Consider the following 15,322-nt stretch of genomic DNA (forward strand, 5'->3'; position numbering starts at 1 on the left):
TGGGGAATGGGGAATGGGGAATGGGGAATGGGGAATGGGGAATGGGGAATGGGGATGGAGCATTAGTTATTTCTTCCCTTGCTCCCCCTGCCTCCCCTGCTCCCTCATCCCCCTCATCCCCTACTCCCTACCCCCCACTCCCCACTCCCTCCTCTCCAGCATGATAGGAACTACGAACCAGAGGCCCAGAACGAACATGGTTGAATCCCATTTCCCATGCTAATCTGCCGAGTTGCTCGAATTCCTCTGGAGTCCAATATTTTTGGACTGGCAGATGTTCTAAAGAAGGACGCATATACTGCCCGATAGTCAAGCGATCGCACCCTACAGCCCTGAGATCAGCCATTGCCTCAACGACTTCATCATGTGTTTCTCCATGTCCTAGCATCAAACCTGATTTGGTGGGAATTGTCGGATCGATTTCTTTGACCATAGCTAGTACCGAAAGGGAGCGATCGTATTTGGCTCCCCGGCGCACTGGCCCAGTTAACCGTCGCACTGTCTCAATATTGTGATTAAAACAAGCAGGTTTGGCTTTTACAATCAGCGCTATTCGTTGGCGTTGACCTGACTCCCCAATACCAGCACCACCCCAAAAATCTGGTGTCAGCACTTCAATTTGAGTCTCTGGGTTCAACTGGCGGATAGTTGCGATCGTCTCCACAAAGTGACCTGCGCCCTGATCAGGCAAGTCATCACGGGCTACAGAAGTCAGCACCACATAGCGCAATCCCAAAAGCTGCACTGCCTGTGCTACCTTTTGGGGTTCCTCTAAATCAAGAGGCATCGGTGCATGACCTTTATCTACTTGACAGAAAGCACAAGAGCGTGTGCAAGTAGGCCCCATTAGTAAGAAAGTTGCAGTTTTTTGGGCATAGCATTCCCCCCGGTTGGGACAGCGCCCTTCTTCGCAAATCGTGTGAATTTGGCGCTGCTTAATAATACGTTGTACAGTAGAGATTTCACTGGCTTTGCCAATAGGACGACGTAACCAGCGAGGCATTGCCGTAATTTCAGACTTTAGTTTGGCTTGTTCTGACGAAATCATAGACATCCAAGCAAGATGCGGATATAGAGTAATGGTCTGTCAATTAACAAATGATAGATAAGAATAGACACGGGGATGCTCTTAATGAAGTCACCATGTTCCTTATGCCCCAATAAGCATTTTTCTCTCCCCCTGCCTCCCTCAACAGATTATTTTTTTAACTGAACTGTATTGCCTTATGCATTAGAACAACGCTAAAGCCTTAAATATCACCATGACACAAATTGAAAAGAGCGCAAGCAAAAGTTTTGCAAAACACCTCTATCAATGTCATTTATACCGAAATATACTATCCCCCAATTCATAGAAATTTTGTATATAGTGGGGGAATTCTCAATGACAATCGGCAAAGCCGCTATTTACACTTAAAGTTTCTGTTAGAGCAAACAGTCGTGGCAAGCAACAAGATTTTAGTTATCGATGACACTACAGTTGTCAGGGTAAAAGTACGAGAAATGTTGCCTCCGGGCAATTTTGAGGTACTGGAAGCAAAAGACGGTTTGGAAGGACTAAATTTTATTCTTCAGGAAAAACTCAGCCTAATTATGCTGGATTTTCTGTTGCCTAAAATGAGTGGCTGGGAGGTTTTCCAGAAAGTTCAAGCCGATCCGGAGTTAAGGAAAATTCCTTTGGTGATCATGTCTGGTCGCAAGGAAGAGGTGACTGAGAAAATTACAGAACCCTTTGAATACTTTGAATTTCTGGGCAAGCCTTTTGATCAGAAGCAACTAATTGGCGCGATTAAGTTAGCTATGGCCAAGGCGAAACAACCACGCCCAGAACTAGTAACAGTAGGAGCAGCAGTTGCCGTCAAAAATGGCACAGTTGCAACCCTTGGTGTAGCTAATACTACAGCAGCAGCCCCTAGTGTTACAAATACTGCGATGCCTACGGCGGCAAGCAACGCAACTCCTAGCACCGGAGGAGCTTCCAACGCAGAAATTGATGCATTGAATGAGAAAATTGTCAAAATGCAAGCTGAAATCGATGGCTTGAAGAAACAGTTAACTCAGGTTGTGACCTTTATTAAACAAAAAATCAAGTAGCATTTGTGCTCATTATTATTATCGCAGCCAAAAATACCTTGTTTCTAATAACGGGTGTCCGATTAAAAGCGGGTAAAAATAGTTAGTTCAAAAAACCTATGTTGACAACAAAATTCAAAAACTAGAAAAATAACTAGCAATTATCCGCGTCTCTATGAATTTTGAATTTTGAATTTCCTGATCGCGCAATGTCTTCACAAAAGAAGAGGTTGACAGTCTAGCAAAGCAGTCCCAAACACACTAAACCTGCCACAGTTTGCTCTTAAGCTAAGGAGAACGGCAGGCTTTTTTGTTGTTTGGTCTGCTATATTAAAAACCCAACTTGATAGCTACTTCACAAATAAAAAGCAACAAGAGCAAATATTTAGCAGGGAAATTTGCTTTACTAAGAGTGGGTTTGGCAAGCTATGCCTTTATATGAAAATTGACTTTTTCCAGAATTACATAGTTCAAGTTAAGATATTTAGTAAAAAATTATATTTTTAAATACATATTAAACAAAAAATTATTATTTCATGATAACGATAGTCTTCGCACGGGAATACTAAGTCATAGAAAGAAGAATTATGAGCATAGTCTGCAATGTCAGTAGTATTAGATACATTATATGCGTTTCCTGGCTATCGCCTCACTGAGCAAATCTACTCAGGCAGTAAAACCTTAGTTTATCGGGGCATTAGAGAACAAGACCAAAAATCAGTCGTTCTCAAATTGATGCGGAATGAATATCCTACCTTCGCGGAAATCGCCCAGTTTCGCAATCAATACATCATCACCAAAAACCTCGATCTTCCTGGGATAATCAAAACCTATAGCTTAGAAAGCTGCCGTAACAGCTACGTCCTAGTGATGGAAGATTTTGGCGGCATTTCTCTCCAAGAGTGGCGGCTAGAGGAAAAGGCGAAGGATGAAAACAGGTTTTCCCTAGATGAGTTTTTCCACATTGCCATTAAAATTGCTTCTATCCTTGATGGACTGCATCGCGATCGCATCATTCACAAAGACATCAAGCCTGCCAACATCCTGATAAACCCTACCACGAATGAAATAAAACTCATCGATTTTAGTATTGCTACCCTGCTACCGAGAGAAATTCAATTTGTTACGAATCCTAACATCTTAGAAGGCACCCTAGGTTACATTTCCCCAGAACAAACTGGAAGAATGAACCGAGGTATCGACTATCGGACTGATTTTTATTCTCTTGGTGTCACCTTCTTTCAACTCCTCACCGGACAGTTACCCTTCACAACTAAAGATCCGATGGAGTTAGTTTACTCTCACATTGCCAAGCAACCGCTACAAGCCAGTCGGATTAACTCGAGTATTCCGCTAATTTTGTCTGACATTATCAGCAAACTGATGGCAAAAAATGCCGAAGACCGCTATCAGAGTGCTTTGGGGTTAAAGCATGACTTGGAGGTGTGCCAAAGCCAGTGGCAAGCAACAGGAAATATTTTACCCTTTAAACTAGGCGATCGGGACATCTCAGACCGTTTCGTAATTCCTGAAAAACTCTATGGTCGCCAAAGTGAAGTTGAAACCCTACTCGCTGCTTTCAAGCGTGTGACAGAAGGGACAACAGAAATGATCTTAGTCGCGGGTTTCTCTGGCATTGGCAAAACTGCTGTGGTCAATGAAGTGCATAAACCTATTGTGCGGCAGCGTAGTTATTTTATCAAAGGAAAATTTGACCAGTTTCAACGTGATATTCCCTTATCAGGATTGGTGCAAGCTTTTCGGGACTTAATCGGGCAATTACTCTCAGAAACTGATGCTCAAATTCAACAATGGAAAGCCAAAATTCTGCGGGAATTTGGCACACAAGCTCAGGTGATTACTGATGTAATTCCTGAACTAGAACAGATTATTGGCAAGCAACCTCCGGTTACAGAACTCTCTGGCAGTGCTGCCCAAAATCGTTTCAATTTATTGTTTCAAAAATTCATCCAAATCTTTACAAAAAAAGAACATCCCTTGGTGATCTTTCTAGATGACTTGCAATGGGCAGATACGGCATCTTTGAAATTAATTCAGTTATTAATGTGTGAAAATACATTGTCTTCTATTTCAGAAGAAATAGAAGAGGTGCGTGAACCAAAGGGAGGTTTATTATTAATTGGTTCCTATCGAGATAATGAAGTTTCCAAGGCACATCCGCTTTATTTAACACTAAAGGAGATTCAAAAATTAGGAGCAACTATTAATACGATCACCCTAGCACCATTAAATCAGGGTGATTTAAATTATCTAATTGCTGATAGCCTTAATTGCCCCGAATTAGTTGCTGTTCCTCTCACTCAGATGGTATTTGCCAAAACTAAAGGCAACCCCTTCTTTTCCGTTAAATTCCTTAAATCTTTACACGATGACGGGCTAATATCATTAAACTTTGATGTTGGACATTGGCAGTATGATATTTCAAAAATAAAAGAATTAGCTCTTACAGATGATGTAGTAGAATTTATCGCACTTCAAATAGAGAAGTTGCCAATAAATACCCAAAAAGTTATGAAACTTGCTGCCTGTATTGGGAATCAGTTTGACTTAAAAACTCTTGCGATCGTCAATGAAAAATCTGTAGTAGATACAGCATCAGATTTGTGGCAAGCGTTGCTTGATGGGCTAGTTTTACCACAAACAGAAAATTATAATATTTTTTCTAAAGATAATACTAATCAGCATGGAATAGAATCTACACAATTTCTAAGTTCTAATTTACAGTTACCTAAATATAAATTCGTACATGACCGAGTGCAGCAAGCCGCGTATTTTTTGATTCCTGAAGAACAAAAAAAACCAATTCACTTAAAAATTGGGCTGCTGTTATTGAACAATATTCCGGTTGCAGAGCAGGAAGAAAAGATTTTTGAGCTTGTCAATCAGTTTAATGTCGCAATAGAATTCATCTCCCCTCAAGCTAAACGAGATGAACTAGCCCAGATGAATCTAATTGCTGGACGTAAAGCTTTAGCATCAACAGCTTATCCATCTGCGGTGAAGTATTTAACTACCGGCATCCAACTGCTGGCAGATGATAGTTGGGAGACTAAATATAATCTAATCCTAGCTTTGTATGAGGCAGCAGCAGAGGGGGCGTATCTAGCTGGCGATTTTAGGCAAATGGAGCAATTAGTAGAGGTAGTGTTGGCACGAGCGAAAACACTGCTGGATAAAGTAAAAGTTTATGAAGTCAAAATTAAAGCCTATGGGGCGCAGAACCAAGCACTAGAATCTGTCAGGACTGCATTAAGTGTTCTAAAGTTGTTGGAAGTTGAGTTGCCTGAAAAGCCCAGCCAGTCAGATATTCAGCTAGCGATCGCTGAATTAACATCAAATTTAAATGGAAAGCGTATTGAAGATTTAATTGACCTGCCAGAAATGACGGCAGAACAAACATTGGTAGTAATGCGGATTCTATCCAATGCACTTTTTTTCGCCTATGCAGTCACTCCTGAACTTTTTCCACTGATTGTTCTTAAACAAATCAATTTATCGCTCAAATATGGCAATGCTCCCTTGTCTGCCTTTGCATACGTTCTTTACGGAACGATCCTCTGTAGCGAAAAGGGAGATATTCAGTCTGGCTATGATTTTGGGAAACTGGCCTTAAATTTAGTGGCTAAGTACAATTCTAAAGAAGTTGCAGCAAAAATCATGCAGGTATTTCATGCAGGTATCCGCCATTGGAAGGAGCATCCAAAGGAAACATTAAATTCTGTACTGGAGGCTTACTCTCTGGCAATGGAAACAGGAGATTTAGAATTTGCAGCCTTAGCTCTTCAGTTTTATTGCTTCAGTTGTTATTCCATAGGTAGAGAACTGACAGGGTTGGAACGTGAGATAGCAAGCTACAGCAATGCTCTCAATCAAATCAAGCAAGAAAGAGCGTATAACTGGAATTGCATTTATCAACAAAGTGTCTTAAATTTACTCGGTGTTGTAGAAGATCCTTGTCGTTTAATTGGTGAAGCCTATGATGAAGAAAAAATGCTGCCGCTTCACTTGGAAGCTAAGGATGGAATCGGACTTTTATATCTATATTTCCACAAACTACATTTATGCTACTTGTTTCAGCAGTTCGCTCAAGCAGCTGAAAATGCCACCCTGGCAGAAAAGTATTTAGATAGTGGTACAGGACAACTGGTTGTTCCTTTTTTCTATTTTTACGATTCTCTGGCGAAACTGGCGGTATACACTGACGCACCTGATTCAGAGCAAAAGTGCATTCTCGATAAGGTGCAAGCTAATCAGGAAAAGATGCAATATTGGGCATATCAAGCTCCAATGAATAATTGGCATAAATTTTATTTGGTGGAGGCAGAGAGGCATCGAGTTAAAGGGAACTATCTTGAAGCAATGGAAGAATACGATCGTGCTATCTCCCTAGCTCAAGAACATGACTATAAGAATGAAGTAGCTTTAGCTCAAGAACTTGCAGCTAAATTTTATCTAAAATGGGACAAGCAAAAAATTGCCCAAACCTACTTAGTTGATGCCTACTATGGATACGTAAATTGGGGAGCTAAAGCCAAAGTTGACGATTTAGCAAAACGCTATCCCCAATTACTCACTCCTATATTCCAGCAAGAAAAACTAAGTATCCATCCCAGCGATGAAAGCACTTCTTTCAATAACATATCTATATCATCTTTATCTACCCTGAGTAATCAACAAACTGTTATTGGCTCGAAGACAAGTATTTCTGACTCACTGGATTTAGCCGCATTCATTAAAGCATCTCAAGCACTCTCTGGGGAAATAGAGCTTGAGCGGCTGCTTTCTACTTTGATGGAAGTTGTTATGGAGAATGCAGGAGCATCTAAATGTGCTTTAATTTTGAGCGAAGCTGATAACTTAGCATTAACTGTCACAGCTGTTTGTTCAAGTTCATATTTTGAGCATACCTACACTGAGTTTCCATCAACTAGCCTTGAGTCAAGCTACGATGTTCCTATTACTTTAATTAACTACGTTAAACGCTCCAGAGACATCTTGGTTATTGACGATGCAAAGGCTGTTTCTTTTCTAGCAAGTGATAGCTACATTCTTAGTGAAGAACCTAAGAGCTTGTTGTCGATACCTCTTATAAATCAAGGTAAATTAATTGGGATTCTTTATCTAGAAAATAATCTGACAACCGGAGCATTTACACGCGATCGCGTAGAAGTCCTCAAACTAGTTACCACTCAAGCAGCAATATCTCTAGAGAATGCTATCCTCTACAAAAATCTGGCACAAGCTAAAGAAAGCTTAGAGGAATACAACCATACGCTAGAGAACAAAGTCCAGGAAAGAACGCAGGAACTCAACGACAAAAATAGCTGCTTACAACAAACCCTACAGGAATTGCAACGTACCCAGATCCAATTGATTCAAAGTGAAAAAATGTCTTCTTTGGGACAAATGGTGGCGGGAATTGCCCATGAAATCAATAATCCTATTAACTTTATTCATGGCAATATTAGCCATGCTAGTGAGTATGTTAAAGACTTGCTGGATTTGGTAGCTGTTTATCAGCAGGAATATCCTCGTCCCTCGCCTTTAATTAAGGATAAAGCTGAGGAGATTGATATAGATTTTCTAGCAGAAGACTTGCCAAAGATTCTAGATTCCATGAAAGTGGGGAGTTCGCGTATCCGGAATATTGTTTTGGGCTTACGCAACTTTTCTCGCCTAGATGAATCTGAGATGAAGCCTGTAGATGTTCATGAAGGCATAGACAATACCTTAATGATTTTGCAGCACCGACTTAAAGAAAAGAGCAATTGTCCTGAAATTGAAGTCATCAAAGAATACGGAAAATTACCGGAAGTTATTTGTTACCCTGGTCAACTCAATCAGGTGTTTATGAATATCTTGAGTAATGCGATCGATGCTTTAGAAGAGTCATTTATCAGTGGTTATACATCATTGGTAAATGACAAAGAACAAATAACAAAGGACATAGAAGTGTCATCGGCTTCTTATAGGGTAGGAAAAATTCACATCTTTACTGAACTAACAGATTCTAATACAGCGATAATTCGGATTGCTGATAACGGTTCTGGTATGTCAAAAGCGGTACAGCAGAAAATATTTGACCCATTTTTTACCACCAAGTCAGTAGGAAGTGGCACTGGTTTAGGGTTATCGATTAGCTATCAGATTGTCGTGGACAAACACAAAGGTAGTTTAACCTGTGATTCTAGACCAGGAGAGGGGACCGAGTTTACTATTGAGATACCGATGCAACAGTTAGACGGCTAGATTAGTAATCTGTCAAGCCCAAATTTAAGAGTGCTATAAATCCAGTTTTTGTAAAAAACTGGATTTATAATTTTTATTAAAATAGTTCTGAGAGATTACTAAAAAACGGATGTAGTTGTCATATTCACTAGAGGCTTTTCACGCGCACTCTGTCCTGTAATTACCATTTTGACTCCATTAGCAGGTGCAAGGGTAAAACCTCGACGCTGAGGCCGCTCTGGCTGCCGATCAACTAGTGCTAACTGATAGCGCGACAAGACGGTTGCTAATACTAGCTTCATTTGAAATAGAGCCAAAGCCTCGCCAATACAACGACGGACACCACCACCAAAGGGCAGAAATTCATAGTGAGAGAATTTGCTTTCAACAAAGCGCTCTGGTTTAAATTGCTTGGGCTGAGGATATAAATCCTCTCGCTGATGAACAAGATAAATACTGGGAAGCAGTAAAGTCCCAGGCTGTAAAGGATGTCCCAAGAGTTCAACAGGTTCTTGTACTACCCTGGGAAGCGAGAACATAAGAACAGGATGGATTCGCAAAGTTTCATTACAGACAGCTGTGAGGTACGGCAGTCGATAAATGCTCATTGGATCTGGGAAATCACCAAGGGTATCAAGTTCCTGAAGCAGCTTTTCACGAACTAGGGGCTTTTGGTGAATCCAGTATAATCCCCAAGCTATTGCTGATGCTGTAGTTTCATAACCGGCAATTATCAGGGTTATCAAATGATCGCGTAACTCTTGATCAGTCATGGGTTGGCCAGCATCATCCCTTGCTGACATCAGCATGGATAGGATATCAACGCGTTTTGTATCGGGTTGCTGCCTACGTTCGTTAATTTCAGCGTAGATCAATATATCAACTTGTTCACGATCGCGCAGAAATTTTCCCCAAGGACTCCAAGTTCCTAAATCTTTTTGCAAAAATGAGAAAAAGAACACACTAGAAGTGAGCGGTGACTGAAAAAGATTCAACATTTGTAGCAATAGATGATTAAATTTTTGGAGTTTTTCTACCTCATGCAAGCCGAAGATAACTTGTAAAATAATTTGCAATGAAATTTCCTGTGTTAAATTACGCGCCAAGAAGGGCTGCTCTAGTGGTAACTGACTCAAAGCTTTTTCGGTGAGACTGCAAATCCGCTGACCGTAGCCTTGCATTTGCTCTCCATGAAAAGCAGGCATCACTAATTGTCGCCGCTGTTTATGAAGATCACCCTCTAGCAAAAAGACTGAATATTCTCCTACTAAGGGTTTTGCAATTCTGTTAGCTTCTGCAACAGCAAAAAACTTCTTTTTATCGTTTGTTAAAATTTCCTTGATTGCTTGGGGATGGTTTACAAAAACCACGTTGTCCCCAAAACCAATTCCCTCAGCAGTAAAAATGTCGGGATATTGTTGATCTGCATTTTCCATAAATCTAACAGGGTTTATAACCCACTGGATTTTTTGGAGTAAGGAGGGGGTTTTGAGTAGATTAGGTAGTTGTATTTGATTTTTCATACTAAAATTTGGTTACTTTTATATGTTGGATCTGAAGTAATATTGATTAACTTTAAAGCAGTAAGATTCTAGATGCCCCCAACCACCATTGTGAAAAAAGTTGTTGGGGGCATCATCGCAAATAGCCACTGAAATGGTATATTTTTTACTTAGGATGGTAGTAGAACTTTCATGTTTGAAAGTGCTTGCATATTGCTTTGAGATTTATCTAACTCCAAAATTTCTATTAACTCCAGTCTTTCTATAGTTTGGTAGCGATCAGAATTAAAGTACCAATCAAGATTGCCACGTATCCAGGCATACATTCCTGATATATACTTTGCAAGTTCAATATCTACTTCTTCTCCAAAAGATGGCAGAGATACTTCTAAGTTGATCAGTTCTCGTACCTCTTGATCATGGATTTCTACTGCACGCTTAATCGCTACTTCTAGAGGCAGTTGCTGTTGATAGTACAATACTAAAACTAGATTGTGAACATCACCACTTGCCATTTCTCTAGAATACGAGAAGATATCATTACACCAGGCAAGAATGTTAATTGTCTTCTCCTTAATTTTTTTGAAAATGTCATGCTGTCGTACAATATCAGGAATCAGTAATTGATCACAAAATTCAATCAGTACTACGGTGAGATCCCCTGCTGAACTTAAGTTCCGTATTCTGATATAAGTATCAATATCCGGTATAATCTCCTGTGCACGGTTACTTGCTTCTTGTACACATCCGGCGAAGTATTCCTCAAAGCTACAAACAAAGTGATGGAACCATTTTATGCTCACTTTTTGGAGCATCCGTAGTCGTAAATCACGTAAAGCATAGCTAAGTTGTATATCGTTGCTTGTAAGTTCTGCTCCGTTTAATACTTCAATAAATCTCTTGTGAAAAAGCTTGAGTGCTTCAGGTTGTTGGCCTAAATCTGACATATCGCATTGGTCGTCCCAAATAAACAACCAACTGAACAAGTCACTGGCAATATTTATTTTTTCCAGATTGCAGTAAGGATAAGCACCTGCTACTAGCTTGAAAAAATTTGACTTGGTGAAACGTCGATAAACTGATTCATTTGCCAGTAGCTTAAAGCGAGTTACCCATTCAAGAGAACACTCTTCTAAAACATCAACATACTTATTGATGTGAGATGAAAAGGGACAGTATAAATCAGAGGAAAGTAGTTCCTTCATAGAAATATCTTAATTATCAGTAACAAACATGATTTATAGGAAAATGAACTCAATAGACTTACACAGAGACTATGAAAATTTTTTGCAAAAGACTCGCTGGATTAACACATATTTATGCAGTGTGTAAATCATATTTAGGTCACTGTTAGGAATGTGTAAATCTATATGAATATTTCCAAACTTATTCAATATTGTTCAATGTTTTTTTAAAAAAAATAACCGTAATTATCTGGAATTATATTTTTTTTATAAAATTTTTATCAGAGAATATTATATTTAAGTAGGCTCCTGATAAACACTGTTGACTAATTGAAAAAATTAATTTAGGGCATCAAAAATATTTTTCTACTTAGCGCTAATTTTATAAAAAGGCAAGGGTAATAATGGCTAATTTCAGAGCGATCGCCTTGACGAGAGGGGATGTTCAACTTTAGTAAAAGTATAAGCTGGGGCGATGCCTGCGGTGGTCACTGAGCTTTGTCGTAAAGCCTGCGGCATAGCTACGCTTAGGGCGCAGCCTCTCGTAGAGAAGTGCGGGCTACGCCTACGCATACAAAAAATTAGTGTGAGAATGTTGCTGTTATCAGAGTTTTTGGGAACTATAGGATTGTCAGACGAGGAATTTGTCAATCACTCTGCCAACAAAATAGAGGTGACTTAGCTGCGATCGCAGGGCTAATAGTGAACAACTAACAAGGAGTCAAATTAAGTTAAGTACATGAATTATAAGCCAGAGATACAAATGCATTATGTAGCAGAAGATAGTTTAATTTTAGTAGTTGATGATACTACTACTAATTTAGAAATTGTCTTAGAAATATTAACTAATGTAGGCTTTAACGTTACTACAGAAAGTGATGGAGAAAGGGCAGTTAAACAGGCTGAATATATATTACCGGATTTAATTTTATTAGATGTCATGATGCCGGGAATAGACGGATTTGAAACCTGCAAAAGGCTGAAAGGGAATTCAGCTACTTGTGATATACCAGTAATTTTCATGACAGCCAATTCTGATACTGATAGTAAGGTAAAAGGTCTAAATATAGGTGCAGTTGATTACATTACTAAGCCTTTTCATGAAGAAGAATTATTAGCTAGAATTAAAACCCATCTTGAATTACGAAACCTCACCAAGACTTTAGAAAAACGAGTTGAAGAAAGGACAGTAGCATTGTCTAGAGCATTAAAAGACCTACAAGAGTCTCAACTTCAGCTTGTACAGACAGAAAAAATGTCTGCCCTTGGTCAATTAGTAGCAGGAGTGGCTCATGAAATTAATAATCCAGTTGGTTTTATTCATGGCAATCTCGGACACGCTTCGGCATATTTCCAAGATATGGTTAACATCATTAACCTCTATCAGCAGCATTATCCCAATCCGGTTCAAGAGATTCAAGAGGAAATTGCAGCAATAGATTTGAAGTATATGCTTGCCGATCTTCCTGATTTAATTTTCTCAATGAAACAGGGCGTTCAGCGCATTCGTAACATTAGTACTAGTTTGAGAATTTTTTCTCGCGCAGATAGCGATCGCAAAGTTTCTTGCAACATTCATGATGGCATCGATAGTACAATTATGATTCTCAAACACCGCTTAAAAGCATCCGAGGATCGTCCCGATATTCAGGTAATTAGAGATTACGATAATTTACCAGAATTAGAATGTTTTATCGGACAACTAAATCAGGTATTTATGAATTTATTAGCTAATGCTATTGATGCTTTAGAAGAGTCTAATATAGGACGCACTTATATTGAAATTGAAGCAAATCCCAATCAAGTTTTAATTCAGACTAGCCTCACTGAAAACAGAAATCAGATTTTGATTTGCATTAAAGATAATGGGGTGGGAATGTCGGCTGATGTGCAGCAAAAAATCTTTGATTATTTATTCACCACCAAGCCTGTGGGTCAAGGTACAGGATTAGGATTATCAATTGCCCGTCAAATTGTTGTCGAAAAACATGGAGGAACTCTTGAGGTAAATTCAGCACCCGGACAAGGTTCAGAATTTATCATTAAGCTTCCTATTTAATTAAAAATCGTATAAAAAATAATTCTTTATATAAATAAATTTATGTTTAAGGCAGTAGTAGGGCACAGTAACGATCCAGATTCTCTATCAGCAGTTGAAGAAGTTATTCAGCAATGTGTTAGTTTTCTTGCAGGAGATATACCAAAAGCTGGAATTCTTTTTGCTGCAATTGATTTTGAACATTCTCTCATTTTGCAGCAAATTCATCAGGCTTTTCCGGGGATTGAGTTGATTGGTGGAACAACAGATGGAGAAATTTCTTCAGTCTTAGATTTTCAGCAGGACTCAATCACCTTAATGTTATTTTGCTCAGATGAAGTTGAAATTCATGCAGGAGTTGGACGCCAAGTTTCAGGTGATTCAATTACTGCAACTAAGCAAGCTGTAGAGCAAGCAAAATCAAAAAGTACCGCAGCCCCAAAGCTATGTTTAACTCACCCAGAGAGCCTCACAACTAGTGGTGTATCTATATTGAATGGCTTAAAGCTAGCTCTTGGTCAACATGTGCCGATATTCGGTGGTTTGGCAGCCGATCAGTCCAGATATCAAAATACATATCAATTTTTTCAAACAGAAGTATTAAGTGATTCTGTACCAATTCTGCTTTTTTCTGGGACAATATTGTTTTCCCACGGTGTTGCAAGTGGTTGGCATCCCATCGGCCAAATAAGCAAAGTGACTAAGGTAGATAAGAACATAGTTTATGAAATAGATGGTAAGCCAGCTTTAGATTTTTATCACCATTATTTAGGTTTGCTTCCCCCTTCAATGGAATATCCGCTAGCAGTCTTTGATGATCAAAATAGAGAAAGTTTTTATATAAGAGCACCTATTGCTTACAATCAGGAATCTGGTAGCATAACTTTTTTTGGAGATATTCCTGAGCAAGCATTTATTCAAATTTCAGAAGCATGTCATGAAGATATTTTAGCAGCTTCCAAAGCATCATTCATGAATGCCTTAGATAATTATCCAGGTGCAGAGCCAAGTGCTGTTTTGTTCTTTTCATGTGTAGCTCGTCGGCAAATACTTGGTACTAGGGCGCAAGAAGAGTACCAGAATACGAAACTTTGCCTTCTTGACTATTTACCTGCTTGTGGATTTTATTCTAATGGAGAGATTGCTCCTATAAATCCAACTAGCCAGACACAATTTCACAATGAAACTTTTGTAACTTTAATTTTGGGAAATCGGTAAAAGCTAATGGAAATTGTGGATTATCAACAAGAAATTAAAAAACTAAAAAAAGAAAATAGAATTATCCAAAAGCAATTGGAACGTTCTGAGTCAGATCGAATAAAGCTTGAAGATATAAATAAAAAAAAAGAATGTTTGCTTAGGACAGTAATTGATGAATTAAAGGAATATCAAAACAACTTGCAACAAAGAAGCCATGAACTAGAAATGATGCTTCTTAATCTTCAAATAATGCAAAATAAGATGTCTACCTTGGGAAGTCTTGTTGCAGATGTAGCTCATGAAATTAACAATCCAGTTGGTTTTATAGCAGGTAATCTGACTCCGGCTCAAGAGTATATTGAGAATTTATTACATCTCATTAATCTTTATCAGCAGACTTATCCCAAAGCATCTCAGGAAATTCAAGAAACAATCCAAGTAATTGACCTGGAATATATGCGCGAGGATCTACCTAAACTGATTTCCTCGATGAAAGAAGGTACAGATCGCATTTGTAATATTAGCAACAGCTTACGAACTTTCTCTAGAGCGGATACCGAACAAAAAGTTTTCTTTGACCTTCATGAATGTATTAACAACACTCTCCTTATTCTCAAGCACCGCCTGAAAGCAAATAAGATTCGTCCTGCGATTCAAGTAGTTCAAGATTACGGCGAGTTCCCTTTACTAGAATGCTTTCCAGGACAACTGAATCAGGTATTTATGAATTTATTGGCAAATGCCATTGATGCTTTAGAGGAGTCCAACTTTGGGCTGAGTTTTGATCAAATTAAGGAAAATACTAACCAAATTACAATTCGTACTGGTCTAACTAAAGATACAAATCACGCAACGATTCGGATTCAAGATAATGGTGTGGGAATATCGGCTGATGTTCAGCAAAAAATGTTTGACCACTTATTCACAACCAAACCTGTGGGCAAAGGAACAGGATTAGGATTATCAATCGCCTATCAAATAATTGTCCAAAGACATAAAGGAACTTTGAAAGTAAATTCTGTGTTAGGAAAAGGTTCTGAGTTTATAATCACCATTCCCATTCATGAGAAATAAAA

8 protein-coding genes are annotated in these 15,322 nt (G+C 38.9%); 5 read left to right on the forward strand and 3 right to left on the reverse strand.

The genetic code is table 11. The features are described from left to right. Positions 1-127 precede the first annotated feature (127 nt). The gene (gene lipA / locus VB740_RS21225; RefSeq protein ID WP_323201940.1) at positions 128-1,048 is read right to left on the reverse strand and encodes a lipoyl synthase; all 921 of its coding nucleotides are present in this window, start codon (positions 1,046-1,048) and stop codon (positions 128-130) included. Positions 1,049-1,440: 392 nt separating this feature from the next. Here lipA and VB740_RS21230 point away from each other — a divergent pair, with 392 nt between their 5' ends. Further along, complete coding sequence (locus VB740_RS21230) at positions 1,441-2,094, forward strand: response regulator (protein ID WP_323201941.1); 654 nt, start codon at positions 1,441-1,443, stop codon at positions 2,092-2,094. 582 nt (positions 2,095-2,676) lie between these two features. Beyond that, entirely contained in the window at positions 2,677-8,343 is a 5,667-nt protein-coding gene (locus tag VB740_RS21235; RefSeq protein WP_323201898.1) for an AAA family ATPase, read from the forward strand. Positions 8,344-8,441: 98 nt separating this feature from the next. Here the strand turns inward: VB740_RS21235 and VB740_RS21240 are convergent, their stop codons facing one another. Continuing rightward, entirely contained in the window at positions 8,442-9,833 is a 1,392-nt protein-coding gene (locus VB740_RS21240) for a cytochrome P450 (RefSeq protein WP_323201942.1), read from the reverse strand. 161 nt (positions 9,834-9,994) lie between these two features. Further along, positions 9,995-11,029: a terpene synthase family protein gene (locus VB740_RS21245; RefSeq protein ID WP_323201899.1), complete on the reverse strand. Its 1,035-nt coding sequence runs from the start codon at positions 11,027-11,029 to the stop codon at positions 9,995-9,997. A 718-nt stretch (positions 11,030-11,747) separates the two neighbouring features. Here VB740_RS21245 and VB740_RS21250 point away from each other — a divergent pair. The 3 genes from VB740_RS21250 to VB740_RS21260 are packed head-to-tail and all read left to right on the forward strand — an operon-like array spanning position 11,748 to position 15,320. Continuing rightward, positions 11,748-13,067 carry a response regulator gene (locus VB740_RS21250; RefSeq protein ID WP_323201900.1) on the forward strand — a complete coding sequence of 440 codons (1,320 nt, stop codon included), beginning with the start codon at positions 11,748-11,750 and terminating at the stop codon, positions 13,065-13,067. Positions 13,068-13,109: 42 nt separating this feature from the next. Then, on the forward strand, positions 13,110-14,264 hold the full coding sequence (locus VB740_RS21255) for an FIST signal transduction protein (protein ID WP_323201901.1): 1,155 nt from the start codon (positions 13,110-13,112) through the stop codon (positions 14,262-14,264). Between the two features lie 6 nt (positions 14,265-14,270). Next, the gene (locus tag VB740_RS21260) at positions 14,271-15,320 is read left to right on the forward strand and encodes a sensor histidine kinase (protein ID WP_323201902.1); all 1,050 of its coding nucleotides are present in this window, start codon (positions 14,271-14,273) and stop codon (positions 15,318-15,320) included. Positions 15,321-15,322: the final 2 nt, after the last annotated feature.

This window comes from Nostoc sp. UHCC 0251, assembly GCF_034932245.1.
Lineage (GTDB): Bacteria > Cyanobacteriota > Cyanobacteriia > Cyanobacteriales > Nostocaceae > Nostoc.